This window comes from Candidatus Aalborgicola defluviihabitans, assembly GCF_016705985.1.
Taxonomy (GTDB): Bacteria; Pseudomonadota; Gammaproteobacteria; order Burkholderiales; family Burkholderiaceae_C; genus Allorhodoferax; species Allorhodoferax defluviihabitans.
Genome location: NZ_JADJKN010000005.1, coordinates 75,179 through 102,071 on the forward strand (window position 1 = coordinate 75,179; position 26,893 = coordinate 102,071).

Here is a 26,893-nt window from a genome sequence, read left to right on the forward strand (position 1 = left end):
CTATTGTGACTTGGGCTGGCGCAGCGCGCGCAGCACGATCACGACGAACATGATGCCCCCTACGATTGCAATCAGTCCACCCAAACCCATCAGGCCCATGCCCATAACCTCTTGCGTGGAGCGCAGCACCTGGTCTGCGCCAGCCACCTTGCGTTGCACTCCATATCCGCCCGACCAGACCAGGCCGATGATGTGCATCATCTGACCCGCGCCATAAACGGTTGGCTGCCAGGCAGCCGCTCTGGAGCTGGGCGCTGCATAGCCCAGGCGCGGCAAAAGCAGGTAAACAACCCCCATCATGGCCAGGGTTACACCCACGATGCAGCCGTGGTAGTGCGCAGGAATTTTGACGTTGCTGCCAGAAATCAGGAATCCAATGATGCCGCCGGCAGAAAATAGAACCAACGACGCAATCAGACTGGCGCGCAAAGGGCGTTTGGCGGCCTCCAACGGGCGGGCGGGCCACAAAGACCACAACACAGCCAGCGCAATGGGCGGAATGACCAAACCACCGCCAAACCGCATCAACAATGTTTGCAGCCGGTGGTGTTCGACCGAAGTGACCTCATACGCCAGGTAGGTAATAGGGGTCAGAAAAACACTCAGCAAGGCAATGGCCATGAGCAGTGCGACCACGCGCGGCGATAGTGGCAAGCGCGCGCCAATAGCCGATGCCAGCCAAATCCAGTTCACCAGCATCAACAAGGTGTAGGCGAACTGCAGCACATGTCCGCCGCCCCAGAACACCAGCTCGTAGTAAATACGCGGGTCCAGGGTGCGCGGTAATGCAATCCAAGACCAGGCAAATGCCAAAACCGCCACTGCATTGGCCACCATGGCAGCACTCAGACCAAATCGCAGCGCGCCACCACCCGTGATTCGGGTGCCTACCGGTGCTACCGACAGCATAGAGCGTAGGCACAGCACAGTGATGCCGGCACCAAACAGTACCAGTCCAGTGAGAAAAACGGGACCGTCAAGAACCGGCACATAGTTGGCCATGATGGGTGTAGCGACCTGCACAAAGGGCGCCACGCACATGACCAGAGTTCCCAGCGCGGCCAGACCAAACGCCAACCAGGCCAACCCCTGGAACCGCTGGGTACCACTTAGCGTCCACAGCGCGCCGCCAAAGGCCAAAAACCAAACCAATACGGATAGATCGACGTGCACCACCAGCGCAACGCGGAAAAAATCGGCAATCGGGAACAGGTTTTGTAACTGGGGCGTACGTGACAACACCAGCAAAACAGAAAACAGGCCTGACGCCAAAAGCGCCAATAGGCCCAATCCCAACCAGGCCATAACCAGGGTTCTTCGCGCGTCCTGAGGTATTCCCAAGTCAAAGCCAAAATCAGAGGCAGCGTGCTGGCGTGATGCACCTGTGACGTGCAGTACGCCGGGGATTGGCATGGCAGAGAGTGGGTTGTCAATCATCGTGCGATTCGTGCAGTTGCGCGGGGGAAGCTTGAATTGTCGGCGAATCTTCGGAAGGTGCGATGAGTGTCAAACTGTGTCGCAGTTCGGCGACGGTTCGCAGCAGCATATCCCGCTGGTTGCCGGCCCAGACAACCGCAATGCGGTCGCGCGGTGCGGCGGCGCGCAGGCGTGGTTCGCGTTCGCCCGTCATGCGGTCTTGAACCCAACGGTCTCCCAATCGGAACTCACAGTCGGATTCTCGGCAGCCTGCGATCACGACACCCTCTGCGCCCAGTCGCAAAGCGTACTCAATAAAGGACGGCGGCAGCATGGCGGCGCATTCCAGGGTCAGTACGGCGGTGGACGCATCGGCAAGCGATTGCCAGTCTGCAGTCTGCCCGCAACTGAACAACATGATTTTGGATGTCCCAGTTAGGGCGCCAACTTTCTGTTGAAGCTGCTTGCGCATATCAACCACCGGTTTATGGGGCAGTTCAATGCCGGAGACAATGTCTTCAATACGGCGAAAGGGTGTAGATGAAGGGCAGGAACCTACACAAATGCCACAGGCGGCGCACATGTCGGCTATGACTGATGCCTGCTGCTGATGGTGAAGGCCATCCGTACGCGGCACCATGACAACCGCGCCAAACGGGCAGTCAGCAACACAGCGGGAGCAACCATTGCAATTGGAAAGGTCCACCACAGCAGCCTGGCTGGGTGGCTCTGTAGAGCGTTGCTGTGCTCTTTTTGGAAAAAATGGGAGCGCAGTCAGCAACGCCGTTGTAATCGCGACCAGCCACCATACCCCCACGGCTGACAACCAATCCACCGCCGGGTGCAGCAGCAAGTAGAACCAGTCAAGGTCAATATGCGTCGGCAAACGGCCAGTGTTGGCGGGCCCCATACTTTCGGTTGGCACAAGCAACGCCAGAATCGTGAACATGGCGATAGTCCCGATAGTCAAGGTTTTTGGTGGCCAGATGCGTACATTGGATACACGTTGAATATGAATCCATACCCCTGCCAACAAGAACAGTGGAATGCCAATGTGCATGAAGACAACCAGCGAGAAAAATCGATCCGTCAACGAAGTGGCAGTTAGAAAATTACGAGTCAACAGGTCAGAAAATAGCGGCAGGGCTTGAAGCCATTCAGCTGTTGCATTCACGCTATATAGTGCACGTTCATCCCACAGCAACCAAAATCCGGTGATACCGGCAATCCACAAAAGCCAGATCAGGGGTATTCCGGTAATCCAGGAGAACCAGCGAATTCCCCGGTAGTGGCCACGCAATCCCTCTCGCAACAAATGCAGGAGGGTGAGGAACATGAACGCATCTGCGGTGTAACGGTGCAGGCCTCGCAACAGCCGGCCCATCAACAGTGGATCTAGCTGTAACCGTCGCCCGGATTCGTAAGCGCCCGCCACGCTGGTGTCGTAGAGCGCAAAGGCAATGATGCCACTAACCACCGAAATAACCAGGCAGAGAAAAGCGAGAGAGCCTAGATGGCGCCACGGGTTATGGGCTGGCGCAAAGGCACGGTCAAATGTTCCCGTGAGGTTTTCGTCACCCGTGCGCAGTGTGCGTAGCAGCTCTGACACGGTCAGTTACCTTATTCGTGCGTGAAAACGAAACCGCCCTCACCCGTTAAAAAATCAATGATCAGGACTTGGCCAGGCACGAGGTTCAGGTCAATCTCTCTCGCATAGTGGAAAAGGCGGTCTGGTCCATCGGCGAGACGGGCTTGAAATAGATGGTGTCCTGCTGGAATTTCCAGACGTCGATATACGGTCGCAGCACCGTCCTTGCGCAACCCGGTGGGAGGCGTGGTGATGCGGTACAGAGGTTTGCCATCCATATCCAACTCCACTTGAACCTCGGAGCGCTGGCGCGGGCAGTCCATTTTGGTCCGCATGTTGGGAGGAAGCTTGGCCAACTCTTCGGGCGTGCGCTCTCGACAGGCTTGCACCAATTGGGCGGAATGGCTGAACGAAAGCTTCACTACAGCCGCATCATCGCCGCGCAGGCGGTAAGGCGGCGAAGTGGAGAAATATGCGACAGTTGCAGCAAAAGCACCGTAGGCGAGCACCTGTAGTGCATAACGGACGGGTTTAGGAAATGATGTTTCAGACATGGGTGCCTCCCAGTTTCACCATATCGGCCTGTTGGCCATCGAGAGGCCTTTGCGGAGCGAGGTGGAATGCATCGGAGAAGCAGTCATCTGAGGAAATACCATGTTTGACAAACTCTGGCTGGGCGGCCTGAACCATATTTACTGATCCGCAGGCGTAGACCTGGTGCTTGGACAGATCAGGGTAGTCAGCCAAAATGGCCTGATGGACCAAGCCGGTGCGTCCCGTCCACCCGTCCTCAGGTTCCGGGTTGGACACAACCGGTATGAAAGTAAAGTTGGAGTGTTCTTTCGCCCATTGCTCAGCCAGACTACCCAAATAGAGGTCATGGGGCCGGCGCACACCCCAGTACAAAATCATATGGCGCTTAATTCCGGTATGGAAGGCTGACTCAACCATGCTCTTGACTGGGGCAAACCCCGTTGAGCCGGCAACAAATAATATTGGCTTATCGCTGTCTTCTCGCAGAGTGAAGGTGCCCAATGGGCCTTCGAAAGACAGGTTGTCCCCCACCTTCATTCGCTCGAAAACGTTAGTGGTAAAGCGTCCACCCGGCACCAGGCGAACCTGCAACTCAATTTCCTCTGCTGCGTGGGGCGCCGCTGCAAACGAAAAACTGCGTTTCTCACCGTTGTCAAGAATAATATTAATATATTGACCAGCATGGAACTTCAAGGTGGATCCGTCTGACAGCGACAGACACAGTCGTTTGACGTCAGCAGATAGTGGCTCCAACCGCGTGACCCTTGCCACGTGCTTGTGAATAGGAAGTCGTTTGACATCGGTTGCTGGAACATAGGCAATTTCGATGTTACCCAATGGTTCGGCGCAGCATAGCAGTGTCTTTCCAGCTGCACGCTCCGCACTGGTCAGGACAGCCTCCTGGAATGGGCCCAGTTTCACACTGCCATGCAATATGTCTGCCTTGCAAACACCACAACCACCATTGCGGCAATCAAAGGGCATGGGCAGCCCTGCGCGCAAACCCGCATCCAGTAGCGTCTCCCCGGCACGGCCTTCAATGATTTGCTCATCAGGGTGTACGGCCATTTCCCATTTGGATAGCTGGCTACGACGCAATGGCGGCAACCATGGCAGCAACACCAGGAAGCAGCTGAAGCCCACTGTTAAAGCCCAAGTTTGCGTTGGGCCCCAGCTTTCAATAAGCGGATAGGCCATCAAATAAAACCAATCAAAATGGACAGATTCAGGCAACGTGGCCATATCCACCGGTCCCTGGCTGATGGCCGGTTTAATCAGCGACAAGATTACCAGCATGCCCAACAATGAATACATCAATGGACGTGGAGGGTTGGTTTTGGCACCGGGAACGCGTTGTGTATGGACCCACAAAACCGCCAGCACGGCCAATGGCAAGCCAATGTGCAGAAATGCCAAAAGCGAAAATAGTCGATCGCTAACGTTGGCGTTGGTAATGAAATTGCGCGCCATAACACCGCCAATTACTGGCAATGCATCAAACCATTCGGTGGTGGCGGTAACCACAAATTGCGCCAACCGGTCCCATGGCAACATGTAGCCATTGACGCCAGCAGCATAAGTGAGCCAGAGCAAAACCACGCCTGACACCCACGAAAACCAGCGAAATCCGCGATGGCGATCAAAAATAAAGTGCCGAACCATGTGCAGCAACATGGTGATCACCAAGCCATCAGACGCGTAGCGGTGAACGCTGCGAATCACCCCCCCCGCATACCACTGACCGTGTGTCAGCGCTTCAACTGAGCCATATGCTACTGCGACTCCCGTCTCGAAAAATGCATATAAATAGAGACCGGTTCCAATCACAACCCACAACAAAAAGTACGTTATGGCACCCAGGTAATACAGTGGGTTCAGACGGTCGCCAAAGATTGCGTTGAATGTTTTTTCAAGAAGATGGAACGCACGTTGTCCGGTGGTTTGCAGCAAATTTAACACGTAGTTGGAGTCTCAAAGGGTCTCTGGGGAAGAGAAAAAGTGTCGGCGTGCTCGCCGCTGGGATAGCCATTCCGAAACGAAAAACCACAGCATGAACAGTGCAAAAGTCACACCGCCTGCTATCTCGATCAGCAGGCCATATTTTACTTCGTACTTGCCGGTTTTTGGATCGTAGACGGTGCAAAGGATCCGCACGCGTTCGAACAGTTCATCGATTCCAATTTGGCGTTGCGCTGGAGCGTTGGTGAGCAGCTGACGGATTGGCTCTCCAATGGAACCTGCGGTTAGCTCTTCACCATAAATTTGTTGATAAATACGCCCTTCGGAGTCCAGCAGGGTAACCTGTAGAGTGTGGTCGAATCCAGCGGGGTTTGCCAGATAGCTGAAGCCGAATTCACGGGTCAAAGGCTCCACCGTCGTTGCATGGGGACTCAGAAATTCCCAATTGGGGACATCGATCCGGTATTGGCGTGCGAACGACTTGAGGGATTGGAAGGAGTCCGCCGGCTGATTAAAGCCAATGCTGACAATGTTGAATTGGTCGGTTCCAAAAAAATCACGCCCTGATTCCACTGCTTTTTGCAGAGAACGCGTGGTTAAGGGACAGACTTGAAAACACCCGGTATATATAAAACTGACCAACAGCGGTTTGCCGCGGTACTGTGATAAGCGGACTGGTCGCCCTTCTCTGTCCTGAAAGGTGTAGTCGCTCGGAATAGTTCCGATTACGGACTGACTGACACGCAATGCCTCCTTTTGGTCCAGAGCAACAGGTGTACCTCCTACATCGGGCTCATCCGCCCAAACGGATGATGCAGGAATCAACAGCCAGACTCCGACAACGACCACGTACAACCATACTTGGAGGCACTGCCCCATCCATCTACACGGTTTCGACATCAGAACCAACATACCTACTCCAGCCAAAACGTCCTTATGCGTACAAACTATCCAGGGTAGACGTGACCAGTAATAAGCTCAATTGAATCAATGAAGCAAAAAAGGAACTCATTGCTGTTGCTCGTGTGGGTGACTGTGAAAGCTGCCAGGCCTTGAAGACAAAGTAACCACCGCCAACCGCAGCGCCAACAAAATAAATCACACCCGCCCCGTACCAAATAGGTAGCAGCGCAGTGACTGCAAGCGCTACCGTGCTCCAGAATACAACATTTGCTGCTTTTTGTGTGCCCACCACTACGGGCAGCATGGGTACACCTGCTGCGGCGTACTCGGACTGATTGGCAATTGCCAGACTCCAGAAATGGGGAGGAGTCCACAGAAATAATACAGCCGCCATCAGCAACGGTAAGGGGCCCAAAACCGGATCGACGGCTGCTGCACCGGCTAACACTGCAAAGCTGCCTGCAAGACCACCTACTACGATATTCAACCAGCTCCGGCGTTTAAGCCAAACGGTATAAACGACCGCGTAAAAGAAGGCCCCAAGAAAAACAAACACGGCTGAAACCAGATTGATGTACTGGGCAGCAATGGCAACGGATGACGTCAACATGACGGCCATTAAGACCAGCCAAGCCGGTGAACTGGGCAACGAACCCGTTACGAAGGCCCGATTGCGGGTGCGGGCCATCAAATGGTCCGTATTGCGCTCGTAATATTGATTGAATGCACCGGCACTGGCGGAAGCAACCAGTACGGTTAGCGCCATGATGACGATTTTTTCCAATCCAATGGATTGGCCGGGAGTGACCACTAATCCCACCAAGGCTGTGACCATGATCATGAATCCAATCCGCAGCTTGAAGAGCCCAAGTACGTTTCGGGTCATACGGGAAATGGCAATCGTGCCAGACGGTTTGCTATTGAGCATCTCGTTATTCAATTTAGTCTTCCTTGCAATCCGAGAGGCAGCATGGCAGTACGCGGGCCGAAGCCCGCGTACAGCGTTACGGAGTTAGCTCAAACCCCACATCTGCGACAAGTACTTCCAGTTGATGAAGTAATACAAAATAAACGACACCAAGAACACCATCGCCAGGACGAAGGTGCCTGGTGCCGCAAACCCGGCAGAACCATAGGACTGCGCAACAGCGGAAGGTGCCGTGGGCGGAATGGGTGTGAAATTGGCGCTCACATTGCCCGCACTCAGTTTCTTGCCCCAAAGGATGGAACCGACGGTGATGTAGATGTAAATAGCACCACCAACAATGGCGGAGACACCAGCGATACCCACCAGGCCCATCAGCAAGTAGGCGGCACCCGGCCATTCATAAGCCATAGGCGAACCGTTGAAGGCCATATCCCAGTGGCGGCGGGAGACGCCCAATGTGCCGGCACCCATCATCACCAGACAGAAGAAGTACATGGAAAAACCAAACAGGTAGGGCTGAATCATGGCCAAACCAGGGTTGATCATTTCACGACGGAACAACACAGGAATGAGGAAGTAAGTCAATGCCATGAACGACAGCGAGGTACCCACCACCACTGTAGCGTGGAAGTGACCCGGCACGTAAATCGTGTTATGGATGATCATGTTCAACTGTTCGGTACCCATCATCACACCGGTGATACCACCCAGGAAGCCGAAGCCAACGATGGAAATAAACACGCCAGACCAGACTGGATTGCTCCAGGGTGCTTTGCGCAACCACTCGAACAGGCCATTGTTGTAGCCTTTGGCGCGCTGTGCAACTTCGATGGCACCAGGAATGGTCAAACCGTGAATCATGGAAGCCAGGACGGCAAAGTACATGAAGTAGCTGGTATTCACAACTTTCCAGGCTGTACTCACGCCGGGGTCAGCCAACAAGTGGTGGGCGCTAGCGAGTTGCAGAAACAGGATGTACAGCAAGAAGGCACCACGGCTCACACGTTCGGACATGGGTTTGGCGCCGAAAGCGATAGCAGCGACGGCATACCAGATCGAGATGTGCGCAGCAACGTTGATTTGCTGTGACGAGTGGCCAAAAGCCCACCAGATGGTGCGGTAAATCAGGGGATCAACCGCGCTGATGATATTGAGCGACAGGAGGTATGTTGGAATCAGGATGATGGCACCCGAGGCAATCGTAAACACAGCGATGATGGCTGCAACGGTGGCACCAAAGGTGACTAGCGGTACAGAGCCCTGGTATGTCTTATCCCGTTTGGCAATGACCAACGTGCCGAAGAAAACGAAACAGGCAATGAGTGCACCCACAGCAAACAAGATCAAGCCGAGATAGAAGTTGGGTTCTGCCATCATGGGGACATACGATGTCATCATGACGCTGGAACTGCCCTTGAACACCGCGACGTTGTTCGTCACGGCACCGATCAGCATCAGCGCAAACGCAACCCAAGCCACTTTCGGCGTCGCTATGCGACAACGTAATAAGGTCGATGAACAGAAGTACAGAACGGCTATTTCAAAGAAAATGATCCAGAAGATCAGCATGTCAATGCCGTGGGCGGTCAGCACCATATAGAACGTGTCGGCAGCTAACCAGTGAACAGTTGGCCAGCGGGTCAGAACGACGCCGATCGCCAGAATGCCGCCAACCAGTAGTGCTACTACGGCGGCAACGGCGTTTGCGATCATCAGCTTTTCAGCCTGCGACTCAAATTGAAGCCCTGAGCGTGGGCAGGTACGGTATGTTGTTGTCATCTATGCCACCTTATTTCACGTACAGGCGGCTCACCATCGTGTGATGGCCGATTCCGCAGAATTCGTTGCAAACGATCGAATAGTTTCCAGACTTATTCGGCGTAATATTCATCACGTGCTCGAAGCCGGGAACGATTTGAATGTTGATGTTGACCGGCTGGAGAGAAAAGCCATGGTTGTAGTCCATGGACGTCAGGTGCAGGCGGTAGGTCTTGTCTTTTTCCAGTTCCAGAATGGGCCAGAAGTTCCACAGCCGTGCAGTCAAGTAGACATCTGCACCCGCGGGAGGGGCGACCACGGGGATGTTGTCAGCGGTCTCAGTGCGCACGGTGTACTTGTCCACCATAGCCTGGGCTTTTTTGGCATACATCTCGGGAGTTGTTCTATACGTTTCCGTCGACAGATTTTGTGCACCGTAGATGTGCCAGCCAACCATCATGGCAAACATGATCAGGCACCAGATGAGTGCGATTACGATCCAGGTTCCCTCGACGCGATCCAGTGGATGTTTCCACCACAGTCGCTCTGCAGGAGGCAAAATTGCGCTCATATGTGTTTCTCCTAAGTTATTGTTAGTGGTTTACGACGAAGTAATCACTGCTTACTTGGCTAGCGGAACGGTCAAAATGTCAATCACACCCCACAGTGAGTAAACAATCATGGGGATCATTACGCCAAGGAATAGCAGCAAGAACGGGTTGTCCAGCAATTGCTGAATCAAGGGTACCGGTTCGTTAGGATCGTCGGCTGGATGATTGGAGTCTGGGGTTTGCGACATGTCGTTATCCTTAAGTGAAATTCCATCGTCAAAACGGCGTTCGACGCCTGCGCAAACTGTACACAGATAGTTCGAAACTTTACTTAATTTGCATTAAGAAATGGCTGCTTCAAACTCGTGTCTTGGTTTACTGAGTGGCAGTGTACGACAGTAGACGGTTTTGTAAACGTCCTACTCCCACTCAATCGTTGCAGGAGGCTTGCTTGATACGTCGTACGTCACGCGATTGATGCCCCGCACCTCGTTGATAATGCGGCTCGACACCTTCTTGAGCAAGGCATATGGCAGCTCAGCCCAGTCCGCGGTCATGAAGTCGCTCGTCTGTACCGCCCGCAGTGCCACTACATAGTCATAGGTTCTGCCGTCGCCCATCACACCGACGCTCTTGACGGGTAAAAAAACCGCAAAGGCCTGGCTAGTCAACTCGTACCAGGACTTATTGGTTGCTTCATCACGAAAATTACGGAGCTCTTCAATGAAGATGGCATCAGCCTGGCGCAGCAAATCAGCGTATTCCTTTTTGACTTCGCCCAAAATGCGAACACCCAAACCTGGTCCTGGAAACGGATGGCGGTACACCATATCATGTGGCAGGCCCAATGCTTCACCTAGTTCACGCACTTCGTCTTTGAACAACTCGCGCAGCGGTTCTAGCAATTTCAACCCCAGTTGCTCTGGCAGGCCCCCAACATTGTGGTGACTCTTGATGGTCACGGCCTTCTTGCTCTTGGCGGCGCCGGATTCGATGACGTCCGGGTAAATGGTGCCCTGTGCCAGCCAGGCTACGTGACGGGAGTGGTCATTCTTGAGCTTGCTGGCCTCGGCCCTGAAAACCTCAACAAACTCGCGCCCAATAATCTTGCGCTTGGCTTCGGGATCACTGACACCTGCCAAATGTCCCAGGAACTGTTCACTGGCATCCACACGTATTACCTTGGCGTGCAGCTTGCCGACGAACATCTCCATCACCATGTCGCCCTCGTTCAGGCGCAGCAGTCCGTGGTCCACAAATACACAGGTCAGTTGATCTCCGATGGCACGATGAATCAGTGCCGCTGCAACGGACGAATCCACGCCGCCCGACAGGCCCAAGATGACTTCTTCACTGCCAACCTGCGTCCGGATGTGTTTGACCGCCTCAGCAATGTAATCACCCATGACCCAATCGGCCCGGGCACCACAGATGTCCAACACGAACCGATTCAGAATGGCGGCCCCTTGCGTGGTATGGGTTACCTCCGGGTGGAACTGCACGGCGTAGATCCTGCGCTCTTCATCGGCCATGCCCGCAATCGCGCAGCTTACGGTACTGGCCATGCGTTTGAAGCCAGGTGGCATCTGCGTGACGTTGTCGCCATGGCTCATCCACACATTCAGCATTCCGTGGCCCTGTTCGGTGGTGTAGTCGGCAATGCCGTCTAGCAGGCGTGTATGGCCATGGGCCCGCAACTCAGCAGAACCAAACTCGCGCTTGTGACCACCCTCCACTTTTCCACCCAGTGCCTCGGCAATCGCGTACATACCAAAGCAGATGCCTAGTACCGGCACACCCAATTCAAAAATCGCTTGGGGCGCGCGCAGGGTTTCGTCTTCCCACAGACTGGCGTGGCTGCCCGACAGGATCACGCCCTTGAGTTGTCCATTGGCAGCGTAGTCGCGTACCCACTGGTCACTGACATCGCAGGAATGCACTTCACAGAACACGTGGGCCTCACGCACACGGCGGGCGATTAACTGGGTAACCTGCGATCCGAAATCAAGAATAAGAATGCGTTCGTGTGTCATGGTCATCAGTCGGCACGGTAGTTGGGGGCTTCTTTTGTGATTTGCACGTCGTGGACATGGCTTTCACGGATGCCGGCCGTGGTGATTTCTACAAATTCTGCATTGTTCTGCATGATTTCAATAGTGGGACAGCCGCAATAGCCCATGCTGGCGCGAACGCCACCGGCCATTTGGTACACGATGGCCACCATAGACCCTTTGTACGGAACACGACCTTCAATGCCTTCGGGCACCAGTTTGTCGGCATTGGGGTTTCCAGTCGTCGACTCTTGAAAGTAGCGGTCGGCACTGCCCTGCTGCATGGCCCCAATGGAGCCCATGCCACGGTAGCTCTTGTAGCTGCGACCCTGAAACAGAATGACTTCGCCGGGAGCCTCTTCGGTACCGGCAAACAGGCCGCCCATCATTACCGTGCTGGCGCCAGCGGCCAATGCCTTGGCGATGTCGCCACTGTAGCGAATGCCACCATCGGCAATCAAAGGCACTCCAGTGCCCTTGAGCGCCGTTGCAACGTTGTCGATAGCCATGATCTGGGGCACGCCTACACCAGCCACAATGCGGGTCGTACAAATGGAGCCGGGCCCAATTCCCACCTTTACGGCATCTGCGCCGGCTTCAACCAAAGCCAACGCTGCCGCGCCGGTCGCGATATTGCCGCCAACGACGTCCACCTGGGGATAGTTCTTTTTGACCCAGCGTACCCGCTCTATCACACCGTGGCTGTGTCCATGGGCCGTATCCACCACAATCGCGTCCACTCCAGCGCGCACCAGAGCTTCTACGCGTTCTTCGGTCCCCTCACCCACACCCACGGCGGCTCCTACGCGCAACTTGCCATGCGCATCGCGTGCGGCGTTGGGGAAACTGGTCTGCTTGGTGATGTCCTTGACAGTGATCAGGCCCTTGAGCTCAAACGCATCATTGACTACCAACAGGCGCTCGATCTTGTACTGGTTGAGCAAAACCTTGGCCTGGGTAATCGTGATGGCGGCGCTGTCTTGTACCGTCACCAGCTTCTCCCTGCGCGTCATTATTTGACTGACTGGCAGGTCGTAACGGGTCTCGAAGCGCAGATCGCGCCCGGTGACAATGCCGACCACTTTGCCGCCGTCGCAGACCGGGAATCCTGAAACACCCAATTGTTCTGACAGGTTCATGACCTGACGTACGGTGTGCGACGGGGTGATGACGACCGGGTCGCGCAGCACGCCAGACTCGTACCGCTTGACTTTGGATACCTGGGCGGCCTGTTCGGCGGCAGTCAGGTTCTTGTGGACGATGCCCATCCCACCTTCCTGTGCAATGGCAATGGCCAATCGGGCTTCGGTTACCGTGTCCATGGCTGCTGAAACCAGAGGAAGGTTCAGGGCGATATTGCGGGAGAACTGGGTGGCCAGGGAGGTGTCCTTGGGCAGGACTTGGGAGTAGGCGGGAACCAACAACACGTCGTCGAAGGTGAGTGCTTTGCCGAGGAGGCGCATGTCAAAGCTCCAAATGACGAAATTGTACCCGTGGCGGTGGTCCCCAAAACCCGACAAATCCGGCCGACGGGAGGAAAATCACGGCCGTTTAATCGGAAATAGATGCCACAACCCCACTACAAAGCTACACTTTGCCCATGAAAACGATTCAAATATTCCTGACGGTGGCATTGGCGAGCCTGTGCGGTGTGGCCTCTGCTCAGTGGCAATGGATCGACAAGGATGGCCACAAGGTGTTCAGCGACCGTGCACCACCCGCAGAAATCTCAGACAAAAACATCCTAAAACGGCCGAATAGCCATATGCCAGCGCAGCCTGCTGCGTCCGATGCAGGCGCCTCCGACACTGCTACGAATGCGCCCGCTGCGCCCGCCCTGCTTGCGTCAAGCAAGCCGGTTGGCGGACTGGACAAGGAATTGGAAGCCAAGAAGAAGCAGGCGCAAGATGCTGAAGCCGCAAAGCGAAAGGCTGCTGAGGTGGAAGTGATCAAGGCCAAAATAGAAAACTGTGCCCGAGCCAAGCAGGCCAAGACGACCTTGGAATCCGGCGTTCGGTTGGGTCGAGTCAATGCGTCGGGCGAGCGCGAAATCATGGACGACGCAGCACGCTCCATGGAACTCAAGCGGATTCAAGGGATTATGGCCAAGGATTGTCAATAGACCGGGGGGAGCCAACCATCGAGGCGGTATTTCAGTAACCCGCCTTGGCGCCAGCCCGACGCGTGGCAAACAAACCCGCCGCTTTTTTCTTGGCCCCTTGGCGCGCAAACCGCGCACGCCGTGCTACTTTGGGGTCAACGGTCAACGGGCGGTACAGCTCCAGCCGGTCCTGGTCACGCAGTACATGGGCCGGTGAAACGCGCTTCCCCCATATTCCCATTCCGGCTGGTTGTTCAGCAGGACGCGCCAACAGGGCCTGAAAACCGCAAGCTTGCAATGCCTGGGCCACCGTAGCGCCATTTTCCAGCTCCAAAGGTAGTTCTACCACTTCCCGCGGACGCGGCGAGTGGACTAGAGTGATGCTGATCACCATGGCAGCTCCACTAATCTCCGTAGACCTGTTGGGCGCGTTTGACGAACGCATCCACCAGATCGGCAGCGATCTTGTCGAACACCGGCCCGACCAACTTGGCTAGTGTTGCGCTGTCAAAGCCATAGTTCAGTGTCAACTCAACCTTGCAGGCACGTTGTGATCCATCCCCCAGGGCAGAAAAAACCCAATGTCCATCCAGCTTGGAAAAAGGACCATTTTGCAACTGCATATCCACCCGACTGCCGGGCGTGTGCACGTTGCGTGTAGTGAAATTCTGTTGCACTCCGCCAAACGCGATTCCCATCTCTGCCGTCATTCCATCTTCATGCTCTTCCACCACGCGTGCGTGATCGCACCAGGGTAAAAACTCTGCGTAGCGGTTGACATCAGTCACCAACACGTACATCTCCTGCGGGGTGTACCAGATCAAAACGGACTTGTGTACGGTTTTCATAGAATGGAGGTCTGCGCGGGATTGTAGACAAGCCCTGGAGCACACTTCCTTTTTCCGACTGTCACCCCCATTTGAGTCCCATGGCTAAAAAACCCGCTATCAACACCCGCATTGCTGACAACAAGAAGGCAGCGTACAACTATTTCTTTGAGGAGCGTTTTGAAGCTGGTTTGGTGCTGGAAGGCTGGGAAGTGAAGTCCCTGCGAGAAGGCAAAGTGCAGCTGACCGATGGCTATGTGGTCGTTCGAGGTGGCGAGTTGTTCATCATCGGCCTGCAGATCAATCCGCTGCATACCGCATCCACCCACGTCAACCCCGACAATGTGCGTACCAAGAAGCTGCTGATGCACAAGGAGCAAATCCAGCGCCTAATTACCAAGGTAGAGCAAAAGGGCTACACCCTGGTTCCCATCAACCTGCATTGGAAAGACGGCAAGGTGAAATGTGAAATTGCCTTGGCCAAGGGCAAGGCCGAGCATGACAAACGAGACACGATCAAGGACCGCGAAGGCAAGCGCGAAGTGGAACGCGCCATGAAAAGCCGCAGCCGGTGAAAAATAATCGGTAGTTGGCGGCTTCAGGCCAGGTTGCGAAGCGGATGCGCGTCTGCGCTCCAGGGGCTGACAAAGAAAGGGGTCACCATCTGTGGTGTCACATCCTCAATGCGCGCCGGATTCCAGGCGGGTTTGAAATCTTTGTCAATGGCCAGAGCGCGAATGCCCTCCACCGTTTCGCTGCTCGCGCCGGATCGCTCTAGGTGCGCAGTGTAAAAGCAGTGCTGCACCAAACCGCGTTCCATGCGCAGATCGTCGGCCAACGACAGGCTGCGGGCACGACGAATTTGCTCCAAAACCACATGCAGCATCAGTGGGCTGCGGTGGCGCAAGGTGGCAGCAACCGCCTTGGCCGCTTCGGTGCCCTGCGCATCCAGCGCAGACACTATTGCGCTGATACTGTCCATACCAAATGCAGCCAGAATATCTGCATCAAATGAAGCGATAGCCCTCGTGGAATCTACATAAGGCGCTATCACATTAGTAGTAATCCAGTGCTGCAAGGCTTCCGCGCTGCCTTGCACCTGCAAGGCAGCCCACAGCGTAGGCAGCGTGTGAGCGGGTAGGCAGACGTCGGCCAGGCCCCAGGCCACGGCTTGATCACCACCAATGGTGTTACCGGTTAGCGCCAGATATTCCCCGGCGTTGCCGGGGCAACGGCTCAGGAAATAGCCCCCGCCTACATCCGGAAACAGGCCGATACCGGTCTCTGGCATAGCCATCTTGGTGCGCTCCGTGACGATGCGAACAACACCAACTTGGCGTGCGGACGGCTTGCCGGGAGCGCTTCCAATATTGCCCGTAGGGGATGCCAAGGCTGGGCCTTGGCAAATCCCCATGCCTCCACCCATGACAATGCCATCCATGAAGGCAATGTATGGTTTGGGGTAGTTGTGGATCAGGTGGTTGAGGGTGTATTCCTCGGTGAAGAAGGTTTCCAGGGCGGGGTCGTTGGCCAGCGCTGCCTGGTGAAAGAACCGGATGTCACCTCCTGCACAAAAGCTGCCAAAGAAACTATCTGGACTGCCGGGCGGGCCCGCTTTGTTGGTACCACGGATGGCTACGGCGAATACCGCCGGGTCATCACGCCAAGCACGCAACGTGCCCAGTAACGCCTGCACCATGGTCAAAGACAAGGCATTAAGGGCCTTGGCACGGTTGAGGGTGATGAGGCCTACGCCGCCAGCGACGCTGGTTTGAATTTCGGTGATTGCGGGGTTCATGCGTTACAAAGTCCTTTGTTTCCAGCCCAGCAGCTCGTTGGCCACCAGGGCACCAATAACCAGTGTGCCACCGATCAGCACGGTCTGACCAGGGACCTCACCCGCACCAACCCAGGCCAGCAAAATACCAAACACCACTTCCAGCAGGGCCAGCAAGGCCAACTCTGGCGCTTTGAGCACCTGCGCGCATAGGACGGCGAGTACGCAGGGAATACCCAGCTGAAACACGCCCAAATAGCCCAGCAAAATCAAATCATGGGTCGTGGCTTCAAACGGAAAGGCCAGCGGCAACGTGAACAAGCAGCTGAAAACTGCGCCAACAAACACCGCAGGCACCAGGTCGACGTTGTGTCCTTGGGCGTGGGAGTGCTGGGTAATAGTCCAGTTAGAAGCGCCGGCAAGCGGCACACACAGGGCAACCAGTGTGCCCAAAATTTGCCCGCTCTGCACTTGGGAGGCATACATGTAGGCAACACCGGTGCCGGCCACGCCAATGGCGATCCAAGTACGCATCGGGATGCGGTGGCCGATGAAGACGCGGGCAATCAGCGCCGTAATCAAAGGTCCCAGGGACATGGTGACCAGCACGTTGCCAACGCTTGTCAGCGTGATTGCCACCATGTAGGCGGTAAACATCACGCCCCAGCACACGCCTGAGAGCCAAAAAGCCGATCCGGCATAGCGCATGCCAGCGAACACCCGCCGCCCACGCACCAGCGGCAGCAACACCAACAGAGACACAGCGGTGAAAAACGCCCGCCAAAACGTCACCTCAAAGCTGCGTGCCGCATCCAGGTGGCGCGCCACCACACCGGCGGTGGACCACATAAAAGTCACCACGACCATCAGACCAGCTGCGCGGTTGTGGTTAAGCTTCAAAACAATTACCGCAGCGATGAGCGCAAGGTGGCAATGCGTTATCGGCCGGCGCGCTTCCGCTCGCTTTCGGTCAGGTGGCGCTTGCGCAGACGCACGGACTTGGGTGTGATTTCCACCAGTTCGTCTTCCTCAATGAATTCCACGCCGTATTCGAGTGTGAGTTCAATCGGGGGCGTGATCTTGATCGCATCTTCCTTTCCGGACACGCGGAAATTGGTCAACTGCTTGGTCCGGGTGGCATTGACCACCAAATCGTTGTCACGGCTATGGATGCCAACGATCATGCCTTCGTAGACCGGATCATTGGCGCGCACGAACATACGTCCGCGGTCGTCAAGTTTGCCAAGGGCATAGGTGAAAATTTCACCCGCATCCATGGAAATCAGCACGCCGTTCTTGCGGCCACCAATGTCGCCCTTATGCGGCTCATAGCTGTCGAAGATATTGGAAATCAGGCCCGAGCCCCGTGTCAGGTTCATGAACTCGTTGGTAAAACCAATCAAGCCACGCGCCGGAATGCGGTATTCCAGACGCACACGACCACGACCATCCGGCTCCATGTTCACCAGCTCACCCTTGCGTTCACCCAGGGCCTGCATCACGCCACCCTGGTGGGTTTCCTCGATGTCTGCGGTCACCATTTCGATAGGCTCGTGGATCTCCCCGTTCACCTCACGAAACACCACACGCGGTTTGGACACGGCCATCTCATAGCCTTCACGGCGCATGTTTTCCAGCAGAATGGTCAGGTGCAGTTCGCCGCGACCCATGACTTCGAAGATACCTTCTTCGTCGGTTTCTTTGACGCGCAGTGCCACGTTGTGTTGCAGCTCTTTTTGCAGCCGGTCCCAGATCTGGCGGCTGGTAACGTACTTGCCTTCGCGCCCAGCCAGCGGGCTGGTGTTGACGCAGAAATTCATGGTCAGGGTAGGTTCATCCACCTTGAGCATAGGCAACGGTGCAGGCTTGAGGGGGTCGGTGATGGTGACGCCAATACCGATATCCGGAATCCCGTTGATCAGCACAATCTCGCCCGGACCTGCTTCGGTCGCTTGCACGCGCTCCAGACCCTGGAACGTCAACACCTGGTTGATACGTCCCTTGACGGCTTTGCCATCCGGGCCTTCCATGACCACGACGTCCATCATGGGCTTGATGGTGCCCTGGCTGATACGGCCGACACCAATACGGCCAACAAAGGTTGAAAAATCCAGCGCGGAAATCTGCAATTGAAGCGGCGCATCGGGATCGCCCTTCTGCGCTGGTACGTGTTGAAGAATGGTATTGAACAGCGCCGACATGTCTGGACCCCACTGCTCACCTTGTCCGCCCTCTTCCATGGATGACCAGCCGTTGATGCCTGAGGCATAGACGACCGGGAAGTCGAGTTGCTCGTCAGTCGCACCGAGCTTGTCAAATAAATCAAAAGCGGCATTCACCACCCAGTCAGGACGAGAACCAGGCTTGTCCACCTTGTTGACCACCAAAATCGGCTTCAAACCCAACGCCAGTGCCTTCTTGGTCACAAAGCGGGTTTGTGGCATGGGGCCTTCCTGGGCATCAATCAGCAGCACCACGCCGTCCACCATGCTCAAGGCACGTTCCACTTCACCGCCAAAGTCCGCGTGTCCGGGGGTATCCACGATGTTGATGTGGGTGCCTTGCCAGGTTACCGCGCAGTTCTTGGCCAGAATGGTAATGCCGCGCTCTTTTTCGATTGCGTTGTTGTCCATCACGGTGTCAACGACTTTCTCGTGCTGGGCAAAGGTGCCCGACTGGCGCAGCAATTGGTCGACCATGGTGGTCTTGCCGTGGTCAACGTGGGCAATGATGGCGATGTTACGGATTTGGTTACTGCTCATGGTTTACTTTCTCTTGAATCGTTTGTGCCAGACGCCCCGGGCGCTCAAGCGGTTTCCTGCGGTTGTACTTGCTGAGTCTGAGACTGTGCAATCTCCAGCGGGCTCAGCAAGCGCCCCGGTATTAGTTCTCCCGCTTTGGTATGGGCGGTGCCCAACAAGGCGTGTGGTTGCGTGCCGTAGACGGCCACTGCATCCATATCCGGCCAGTTTCCACGGCGGCGCATGCCACTTAGAAAACGTCCGGCATTCTCTTCATCGAGCGTGACAGCAGTGTGGTGCTCCAGAAGCGCGTCCACGGGCAGCAGGCAGGCAAGGCGTTCTTCTTCGCCCATCGCCTCCAGTGCTTCCAGCGTCACACATTGCGCCACGCTAAAGCCACCGGTGGCCGTGCGGCGCAGCCGGGTCAGGTGCGCACCACAACCCAAAGCTAAACCGATGTCTTCTCCCAGGGTCCGGATATAGGTACCCTTACTGCATTTTACTATCAAATTGATAGCTTTTTGTGTAGATTCCACGAGGGCTAGAACTGCATTTAATGCATGAATAGTGACCGCACGCGGCGCCCGTTCCACTTCCACTCCAGCGCGGGCATATTCGTACAGTGCCTTGCCATCTTTCTTCAACGCACTGTACATGGGCGGAGTTTGCAGGATGGACCCAGTAAATTGCGGCAACACCCGTTGCACATCTTGCGCCGTTACATTCACCGGCCGCTCTTCAATGACGTCGCCTTCGGCGTCCCCGGTGCTGGTGCGCTTTCCCAGCAACGCCGTGGCCTCGTATTCTTTGTCAGCCTCCAGTTGCATCTGGCTGAATTTGGTGGCGGCACCAAAGCACAGTGGTAACACGCCGGTGGCCAACGGGTCTAGTGTGCCGGTGTGGCCAGCCTTCTCGGCCCGCAGCAACCATTTCACCTTCTGCAACGCGTCATTGCTGGACCAACCCAATGGCTTGTCCAGCAACAGCACCCCGTGTACGGGGCGCCTTGTGATCTTGCCCCCATGCTCCACCGCTACGCGGGTCGCTGCCCCCCGAGGGGGGCGTGTTTCGCCTTGGTGCGGACCGGCGGCAAAACTTCCCACGCGCGCCGCACCGCTGCCCCCCAAGGGGGCCTTCGCACCTTGGGGTGGACGGGCGTCGATCATCGCTAGCTTTCGCTGTCCTGGGAACGAGACGCTACGGCCTGCGCAATCAGCGCATTCATGTCCGCCGCCTTTTCCGTCGTGCGGTCGAACAGAAAATGCAGCGTAGGCACCGTATGGATGTGCAGCCGTTTGAACAGGCCTGCGCGCAAAAAGCCCGCTGCCTGATTCAGGCCTTCAGTCGACTCTGCCGGATCACCCTTGAGCAGGCTGAAGAACACCTTGGCGTGGGCGTAGTCTGGCGTCACCTCGACGGCCTGGATTGTCACCATACCGACCCGAGGATCTTTCAGTTCGCGCGCGATCAACTCGGTCAGATCGCGCTGGATCTGATCGGCCACGCGAAAACCGCGGTTCGGTGTAGAAGACTTTTTACGCGCCATGCCAGCTACCGATTACAGCGTACGGGCGATTTCGCGGATTTCGAAGAACTCCAGCGCATCGCCTTCCTGGATGTCGTTGTAGTTCTTGATGGTAAGACCGCACTCGAAGTTCTCCTTGACTTCCTTGACGTCGTCCTTGAAGCGTTTGAGCGAATCGAGCTCGCCGGTGTAGATAACCATGTTGCCGCGCAGCAAGCGCAGCTTGGCGGTGCGCCGCACCACGCCAGAGGTAACCATACAACCCGCAATTGACCCGATCTTGGAGACCTTCAGCACCTGGCGGATTTCCGCAGTACCGATGACTTCTTCCTTTTTATCCGGAGTCAGCATGCCCGACATGGCCAGCTTCAGATCATCAACGGCGTCGTAAATGATGTCGTAGTAGCGAAGATCAATGCCGTTGTTTTCGGCCAGCTTGCGGGCACCGGCGTCCGCCCGGGTGTTGAATCCAATGATGACGGCCTTGGCGGCAATGGCCAAGTTGACGTCGGACTCGCTGATGGCACCCACGGCCGCGTATACCATTTGCACCTTGATCTCGTCCGTGGAAAGCTTGAGCAGGGACTGCGCCAATGCTTCCTGCGAACCCTGCACGTCGGCCTTGACGATGATGGGCAGCATTTTGACTTCGCCAGCCGAGATGTCGCTGAACATATTCTCCAGCTTGGCAGCTTGTTGCTTGGCCAGCTTGGTATTGCGAAACTTGCCGGCACGGTAGGTGGCAATTTCACGGGCACGGCGTTCGTCGGCCATGACCATGAACTCGTCACCAGCTTGCGGTACTTCGGTCAATCCCTGAATTTCGACCGGGATCGACGGTCCAGCAGTTTTGATGGCCTTGCCGTTTTCGTCCAGCATGGCGCGCACGCGGCCAAAAGTTTGGCCTGCCAACACCACGTCACCTGTCTTGAGCGTACCGGACTGCACCAAAATGGTAGCAACAGGCCCGCGACCCTTGTCAAGCCGGGCTTCAATCACCAGGCCCTTGGCCATGGCGTCCACTGGTGCCTTGAGTTCCAGCACTTCGGCCTGCAGCAGCACTTGTTCGAGCAGTTCATCAATACCCTGGCCGGTCTTGGACGACACCGACACGAATGGCGAGCTACCACCAAACTCTTCGGGTATCACCTCTTCCACCACCAATTCGTTCTTGACGCGCTCGGGGTTGGCATCGGGCTTGTCGGCCTTGGTAATAGCCACCACGATGGGAACACCGGCTGCCCTGGCGTGTTTGATGGCTTCCTTGGTCTGGGGCATGACGCCATCATCGGCGGCACACACCAGAATCACGATGTCCGTCGCATTGGCGCCACGGGCACGCATGGCCGAGAATGCTTCGTGTCCGGGCGTATCCAGGAAGGACACCATACCACGTGGTGTTTCCACATGGTAGGCACCAATGTGCTGGGTAATGCCACCGGCTTCGCCCGAGGCCACCTTGGCACGACGGATGTAATCCAGCAGAGAAGTCTTGCCGTGGTCGACGTGGCCCATGACGGTCACCACAGGCGCACGCGGCAGAGCTTCGGCATCTTGTTGTTGCACTTCGTCGTCAGTAAAGGCTTCCGGGTCGTCCAGGGCGGCCACGATGGCCTTATGCCCCATTTCCTCCACCAAAATCATGGCGGTATCCTGGTCAAGCGGCTGGTTGATGGTGACCATCTGGCCCAGCTTCATCAGTTGCTTGATCACTTCGGACGCTTTTACGGCCATCTTGTGGGCCAGATCGGCCACCGTGATGGTTTCTGGCACGTGGACTTCAATCACGCGTGCCTCAATAGGCGCAGCAGAGGTTTGGTGATCGCGGTGATCACGGTGGTCATTGCTGCCACGCCGTCCTCGTGGGCCTGCACGCCAGTTGGTGGAGCGTCCGGCACCGGCACCTGTGTCACCACGGGTGGGAATGGCTTTCTTCTTGGCGGGGTCTCCTGCCCAGCTGCTGGAGAGCTTGGCAGATTTCACTTCCTTGCCACTTCCGTTTGGGGTACCAGTGGCGCCAGCGGCGGCAGGCTTGCCAGGTTTGGCAACCACTGCACCAGCGGCGGGTTTGTGTAAGGTGCCCTTCATACCAGCCTTGGCATCTGCCGCTGTGGGCTTGGGCTCTTCAGGCTTCTTCGCAGTCAGCACCCGCTTGGGCGCGGCCATCATGGAGCGGATGGCGGCGGCTTCGGCCTCGGCCTTGCGGCGGCGGTCACCCAGATCTGCGGCGCGGGCTGCTTCTTCATCGGCCAGCGCCTTGGAAGCGGCAACGGATTTCTCACGTGCTGCAGCAGCAACCTTGGCAGCATCGACTGCATCCGCCTGAGCGGGTTCGGCAGAGGCTGCCACAGCGGCGGCGCTCTTGACTTGCTTTGACTCTTCTTCCTTGCGTGCGGCCGCCTCGGTTGCCTGCTTTTCCGCTGTCTCGCGGGTCCGGACTTCCTGCTCTTCGCGATCGCGACGGCGTTGAGCCAATTCTTCTTCCTGTCGACGAATCAGCTCGGCCTGACGGCGGGCTTCTTCCTCGCGCCGGGCCAGTTCTGCGTGGTCAATGACCGAGGCGGCAGGCGTCGTATCCGCCACTTCGTGCTCGACAGCCTCAGGGGTTGCAACAGGTACCACGTCGTCGTCGCGTCGCACAAACGTGCGTTTTTTACGTACTTCCACCTGAATGGTACGAGCCCTACCGGTGGCATCTGCCTGCTTGATCTCGGTGGTCTGCTTCTTGACCAGCGTAATCTTCTTGCGGTCTGCGCTGGCAGTTCCGTGGGCATTCTGCAAGTAGTTGAGCAGGCTGTGCTTGTCCGAATCTGTCAGGACATCGGACGCAGCCGATTTGGCAACCCCTGCTGACTTCAATTGGTCAAGCAGTGTGTCTGTGGATTTTTTGAGTTCGTTTGCAAACTCTGCGACGGTCGTACTGGACATTTGTTGTGTAACCTTTGGCGTCGGCCCAACTGCTCGTAAACAGTTGTTGGCCTTTACTGAAATTTGTTTTACATGACCATTACTCTTGCGAGGTGGCGTCGTTGGTGAACCAGTGTTCGCGCGCCTTCATGATCAGGGTCTTGGCCTCGTCCGCAGACTGGCTGGTGATGTCGGTCAGCTCATCGACGGCCAGATCGGCCAAGTCGTCAAGCGTGTGCACACCGCTGTCGGCCAGCTTGCCAATCAATTCTGGCGTCAGGCCTTCCAGGTCACGCAAATCCTGCGACACTTCTCCCACACTTTCCTCGTGTGCAATTTCCATGGTCAAGAGCGCATTTTTGGCCCGGGTACGCAGTTCGGTGACGGTTTCCTCATCGAAGCTTTCAATTTCCAGCATTTCCTGCAATGGCACATAGGCCACTTCTTCCAGGCTGGTAAAGCCTTCGGAGATAAGAATGTCAGCGATTTCTTCGTCCACATCAAGCTTTTCCATGAACAGCTTGCGACCCGAATCGGTCTCGCTGGCTTGCTTTTGGGCCGACTCGGCAGCGTCCAGAATGTTGATGCGCCAACCAGTCAGCTCGGACGCCAGACGCACATTCTGGCCACCACGGCCAATGGCAATCGCCAGGTTTTCCTCATCGACGACCACGTCCATGGCATGCTTTTCTTCATCTACCACGATGCTGGATACATTGGCCGGAGCCAACGCACCAATCACGAACTGGGCTGGGTCTTCGCTCCACAGCACAATATCCACGCGCTCACCAGCCAACTCATTGGTCACGCCGTTGACGCGGGTACCACGCACACCGACGCAGGTGCCGATGGGGTCCACGCGCTTGTCATGTGACAGCACGGCAATCTTGGCCCGTGAACCGGCGTCACGGGCGCAGGATTTGATCTCCAGCAAGCCTTGCTCGATTTCAGGCACTTCCTGGCGGAACAATTCGATCATGAATTCGGGCGCCGAGCGGGACAACACGATCGGTGCACCACGCAGGGTTAGGTCAACTTCCATGATCATGGCGCGTACGCGGTCACCAGTACGCAGATTTTCCTTGGGGATCATTTCGCTGCGGCGCAGTCGGCCTTCAACCCGGCCGCTCTCCACAATCATGTCGCCCTTGTCCATGCGCTTGACGGTACCGACAAAAATCTTTTCGCCACGCGACATGAAGTCGTTAAGCAGCATTTCGCGCTCGGCGTCCCGGATTTTTTGCAGAATGACCTGCTTGGCAGCCATGGCGCCGATGCGACCAATTGGCACCGATGGAATAGCTTCCTCGATGTGTTCATCGACTTCTATATCCGGAATCTGCTCGCGTGCTTCGAACAGCAAAATTTCCTGGTCAGGCAGTTGCAGGCCAGCCTCATCGGGTACAACGTGCCAGCGGCGGAAAGTTTCGTAATTGCCGCTATCGCGGTCCAGGGCGACACGAATGTCCACATCGCCGGGATACAGCTTTTTGGTCGCCTGCGCCAGGGCCGCTTCAACGGCGCCCAACACCACATCACGCTCGACGTTCTTCTCACGTGAGATTGCCTCTACCAGCATTAACAGTTCGCGATTCATGCCATGACTCTCCTGAACTCTCGATAAATCGATACAAAAAACCAACTACTCGGCGTCGTCGCCGGAACCACCGGCAGCGCCGCGGCCCTTGAAACTCACAATGGGCGCCAAACGCGCTTCGCGCAATTCATCCAGCACAAAACCCATAGCCTGCAGTGGCGGCGCAACCCGCTTCTTGCTGACCCGCTGACCCGGTTTGACCTCGGGTGCATCGCTCCAGACGATTTGCCATCCGACCGCGCCATCGTCCGCCACCACACGCTCCAGCGTGCCGCGAAATTTCTTGCGATTGGCATTGACCGAACCACTGGCCGCAGCGCCAATAGGCGCCTTGAGCGTCAGGTCAACCACATGGCCGACAAAACGCTCAAAATCCGGGGCATGCCGCAAAGGACGATCGATACCGGGCGAAGAAATCTCCAGCCGCTTGTATTCAATACCGTCTACTTCCAGAGCAAACTGCAATTGACGGTTGACCTTTTCGCAGTCTTCTACATTGACAAATTGCTCGGATGCCGCAGTACCTTCGGCAGGCTGCACCCAGGGCAAATCAATGGTGACGCGCAGCAAACCACCGGGGGAGCGTTCAATCTCCACCAGGTCATATCCCAGACCGCTGACGGTTTGTTCAACGATGTCCTGCAGCGCCACTAGTAATTCACCCATTCAAAAACAATCGGCCAAAAAAAACGGGCGGTAATTACCCGCCCGTTTGGTCGTGAGCCGGAATTGTAACGCAAATTGGTGTTAAGTGCCTTGATTCGTAAGGAGTTATTCTGTAAAAGTTCACAAAATCAACCACGAAGTTCGAAGAATGCGCCAGGAAAGGCTCTGGCTGATCCAAATCGATGCAGCCCTGGCTTTCGCATGCGACAATTCCTCCCCGAAACACGCAATACACATGGGGATGAAATGGGATTTTTAGCAGGTAAAAAATTGTTGATAACGGGTGTGTTGTCGACCCGTTCCATTGCCTATGGCATCGCCAAGGCCTGCCACGAGCAGGGCGCGGAATTGGCCTTTAGTTATGTTGGCGAGCGTTTCAAGGACCGCATTACCGAATTTGCAGCCGATTTCAATTCCAAACTGGTGTTTGACTGCGACGTGGGCGATGACGCACAGATTGACAAGTTGTTTGCCGACCTGAGCCAGCATTGGCCCAAATTCGACGGTTTTGTACATAGCATCGGGTTTGCCCCCCGCGAGGCGATTTCCGGCAATTTCCTGGATGGGCTGACCCGCGAGAACTTCCGCATCGCCCACGATATCAGCGCCTACAGTTTCCCTGGCATGGCCAAGGCTGCCCTGCCCTACCTGAACGACACGGCATCCCTGTTGACCCTCACGTACCTGGGTGGCGTGCGCGTCGTGCCAAGCTACAACACCATGGGTTTAGCCAAGGCATCTCTGGAATCCTCGGTGCGCTATCTGGCCGAGGCAGTGGGTCAACGCGGCATGCGCGTCAATGGGCTGAGCGCCGGTGCCATTAAAACCCTGGCAGCCAGCGGCATCAAAGACTTTGGCAAATTGCTGTCGATTTCGGCAGCGGCTTCCCCCCTGCGCCGCAACGTGACCATCGAAGAGGTGGGCAATGTGGCAGCCTTCCTGCTCAGCGACCTGGCCTCTGGTGTAACCGGACAGATCTCTTACGTGGATTGCGGCGTCAGCCAGTCCGCCGTGGCGGTAGTGGACAATCCTAACAGTTAAATACACCGATAGCCCTCGTAGAA

The 26,893-nt window shown here is 56.2% G+C and carries 24 protein-coding genes and 1 pseudogene; 3 read left to right on the forward strand and 22 right to left on the reverse strand.

Annotated features, from left to right (window positions below; translation table 11 throughout):
- The 12 genes and pseudogenes from IPI80_RS05205 to guaB all read right to left on the reverse strand — a co-directional run bounded on the left by IPI80_RS05205 (position 1) and on the right by guaB (position 13,151).
- Complete coding sequence (locus IPI80_RS05205) at positions 1 to 1,437, reverse strand: cbb3-type cytochrome c oxidase subunit I (protein ID WP_413857867.1); 1,437 nt, start codon at positions 1,435 to 1,437, stop codon at positions 1 to 3.
- Positions 1,430 to 3,025: a cytochrome b N-terminal domain-containing protein gene (locus IPI80_RS05210; RefSeq protein ID WP_413857869.1), complete on the reverse strand. Its 1,596-nt coding sequence runs from the start codon at positions 3,023 to 3,025 to the stop codon at positions 1,430 to 1,432. Before IPI80_RS05210 ends, IPI80_RS05205 begins: the two co-directional genes overlap by 8 nt.
- Positions 3,026 to 3,036: 11 nt before the next feature.
- On the reverse strand, positions 3,037 to 3,558 hold the full coding sequence (locus IPI80_RS05215; protein ID WP_413857871.1) for a hypothetical protein: 522 nt from the start codon (positions 3,556 to 3,558) through the stop codon (positions 3,037 to 3,039).
- Entirely contained in the window at positions 3,551 to 4,780 is a 1,230-nt protein-coding gene (locus IPI80_RS05220; RefSeq protein WP_413858685.1) for a CDP-6-deoxy-delta-3,4-glucoseen reductase, read from the reverse strand. Before IPI80_RS05220 ends, IPI80_RS05215 begins: the two co-directional genes overlap by 8 nt.
- A 102-nt stretch (positions 4,781 to 4,882) precedes the next feature.
- Positions 4,883 to 5,497, reverse strand: a pseudogene (locus IPI80_RS05225) (cytochrome b N-terminal domain-containing protein); the annotation flags it as partial.
- 12 nt (positions 5,498 to 5,509) lie between these two features.
- Positions 5,510 to 6,322, reverse strand: coding sequence for an SCO family protein (locus IPI80_RS05230; protein WP_413857873.1), 813 nt, complete (start codon positions 6,320 to 6,322; stop codon positions 5,510 to 5,512).
- Positions 6,323 to 6,431: 109 nt separating this feature from the next.
- Positions 6,432 to 7,340 (reverse strand): heme o synthase, encoded by a 909-nt coding sequence (gene cyoE, locus IPI80_RS05235; RefSeq protein WP_413857875.1) that lies wholly within the window; start codon positions 7,338 to 7,340, stop codon positions 6,432 to 6,434.
- 72 nt (positions 7,341 to 7,412) lie between these two features.
- Positions 7,413 to 9,107, reverse strand: a complete 1,695-nt coding sequence (locus tag IPI80_RS05240; protein ID WP_413857877.1) for a cbb3-type cytochrome c oxidase subunit I — start codon at positions 9,105 to 9,107, stop codon at positions 7,413 to 7,415.
- Between the two features lie 10 nt (positions 9,108 to 9,117).
- The gene (locus IPI80_RS05245; protein ID WP_413857879.1) at positions 9,118 to 9,657 is read right to left on the reverse strand and encodes a cytochrome C oxidase subunit II; all 540 of its coding nucleotides are present in this window, start codon (positions 9,655 to 9,657) and stop codon (positions 9,118 to 9,120) included.
- Between the two features lie 51 nt (positions 9,658 to 9,708).
- The gene (locus tag IPI80_RS05250) at positions 9,709 to 9,885 is read right to left on the reverse strand and encodes a hypothetical protein (RefSeq protein ID WP_413857881.1); all 177 of its coding nucleotides are present in this window, start codon (positions 9,883 to 9,885) and stop codon (positions 9,709 to 9,711) included.
- A 171-nt stretch (positions 9,886 to 10,056) separates the two neighbouring features.
- Complete coding sequence (gene guaA, locus IPI80_RS05255; protein WP_413857883.1) at positions 10,057 to 11,670, reverse strand: glutamine-hydrolyzing GMP synthase; 1,614 nt, start codon at positions 11,668 to 11,670, stop codon at positions 10,057 to 10,059.
- Between the two features lie 5 nt (positions 11,671 to 11,675).
- Positions 11,676 to 13,151, reverse strand: coding sequence for an IMP dehydrogenase (gene guaB / locus IPI80_RS05260; RefSeq protein ID WP_413857885.1), 1,476 nt, complete (start codon positions 13,149 to 13,151; stop codon positions 11,676 to 11,678).
- A 137-nt stretch (positions 13,152 to 13,288) separates the two neighbouring features.
- On the opposite strand from guaB, the gene IPI80_RS05265 reads away from it, so the two are divergent.
- Positions 13,289 to 13,810: a DUF4124 domain-containing protein gene (locus IPI80_RS05265; protein ID WP_413857887.1), complete on the forward strand. Its 522-nt coding sequence runs from the start codon at positions 13,289 to 13,291 to the stop codon at positions 13,808 to 13,810.
- A gap of 31 nt (positions 13,811 to 13,841) precedes the next feature.
- Here IPI80_RS05265 and IPI80_RS05270 read toward each other — a convergent pair whose 3' ends face one another.
- Entirely contained in the window at positions 13,842 to 14,183 is a 342-nt protein-coding gene (locus IPI80_RS05270; RefSeq protein WP_413857889.1) for an RnfH family protein, read from the reverse strand.
- A 10-nt stretch (positions 14,184 to 14,193) separates the two neighbouring features.
- Positions 14,194 to 14,637, reverse strand: a complete 444-nt coding sequence (locus IPI80_RS05275) for a type II toxin-antitoxin system RatA family toxin (RefSeq protein ID WP_413857891.1) — start codon at positions 14,635 to 14,637, stop codon at positions 14,194 to 14,196.
- An 80-nt stretch (positions 14,638 to 14,717) separates the two neighbouring features.
- On the opposite strand from IPI80_RS05275, the gene smpB reads away from it, so the two are divergent.
- The gene (smpB, locus tag IPI80_RS05280) at positions 14,718 to 15,191 is read left to right on the forward strand and encodes an SsrA-binding protein SmpB (RefSeq protein WP_413857893.1); all 474 of its coding nucleotides are present in this window, start codon (positions 14,718 to 14,720) and stop codon (positions 15,189 to 15,191) included.
- A gap of 23 nt (positions 15,192 to 15,214) precedes the next feature.
- On the opposite strand, the gene IPI80_RS05285 is transcribed toward smpB, so the two are convergent.
- From IPI80_RS05285 to rimP, 8 genes are all read right to left on the reverse strand, one after another.
- Positions 15,215 to 16,414: an enoyl-CoA hydratase/isomerase family protein gene (locus tag IPI80_RS05285; protein ID WP_413857895.1), complete on the reverse strand. Its 1,200-nt coding sequence runs from the start codon at positions 16,412 to 16,414 to the stop codon at positions 15,215 to 15,217.
- 3 nt (positions 16,415 to 16,417) lie between these two features.
- Complete coding sequence (locus tag IPI80_RS05290; protein WP_413858687.1) at positions 16,418 to 17,260, reverse strand: DMT family transporter; 843 nt, start codon at positions 17,258 to 17,260, stop codon at positions 16,418 to 16,420.
- 71 nt (positions 17,261 to 17,331) lie between these two features.
- On the reverse strand, positions 17,332 to 19,155 hold the full coding sequence (typA, locus tag IPI80_RS05295) for a translational GTPase TypA (RefSeq protein WP_413857897.1): 1,824 nt from the start codon (positions 19,153 to 19,155) through the stop codon (positions 17,332 to 17,334).
- 44 nt (positions 19,156 to 19,199) lie between these two features.
- Positions 19,200 to 20,300, reverse strand: a complete 1,101-nt coding sequence (truB, locus tag IPI80_RS05300; RefSeq protein ID WP_413857899.1) for a tRNA pseudouridine(55) synthase TruB — start codon at positions 20,298 to 20,300, stop codon at positions 19,200 to 19,202.
- A gap of 2 nt (positions 20,301 to 20,302) precedes the next feature.
- Positions 20,303 to 20,680, reverse strand: a complete 378-nt coding sequence (rbfA, locus tag IPI80_RS05305; RefSeq protein ID WP_413857901.1) for a 30S ribosome-binding factor RbfA — start codon at positions 20,678 to 20,680, stop codon at positions 20,303 to 20,305.
- A gap of 12 nt (positions 20,681 to 20,692) precedes the next feature.
- Positions 20,693 to 23,587, reverse strand: a complete 2,895-nt coding sequence (gene infB / locus IPI80_RS05310) for a translation initiation factor IF-2 (protein WP_413857903.1) — start codon at positions 23,585 to 23,587, stop codon at positions 20,693 to 20,695.
- Positions 23,588 to 23,666: 79 nt separating this feature from the next.
- Positions 23,667 to 25,163, reverse strand: coding sequence for a transcription termination factor NusA (nusA, locus tag IPI80_RS05315; protein ID WP_413857905.1), 1,497 nt, complete (start codon positions 25,161 to 25,163; stop codon positions 23,667 to 23,669).
- A 45-nt stretch (positions 25,164 to 25,208) separates the two neighbouring features.
- A complete protein-coding gene (gene rimP / locus IPI80_RS05320; protein ID WP_413858689.1) occupies positions 25,209 to 25,814 on the reverse strand; it encodes a ribosome maturation factor RimP in 606 nt (201 codons plus the stop codon).
- A 261-nt stretch (positions 25,815 to 26,075) separates the two neighbouring features.
- Here rimP and fabI point away from each other — a divergent pair, with 261 nt between their 5' ends.
- Complete coding sequence (gene fabI / locus IPI80_RS05325; RefSeq protein WP_413858691.1) at positions 26,076 to 26,870, forward strand: enoyl-ACP reductase FabI; 795 nt, start codon at positions 26,076 to 26,078, stop codon at positions 26,868 to 26,870.
- Positions 26,871 to 26,893 lie beyond the last annotated feature (23 nt).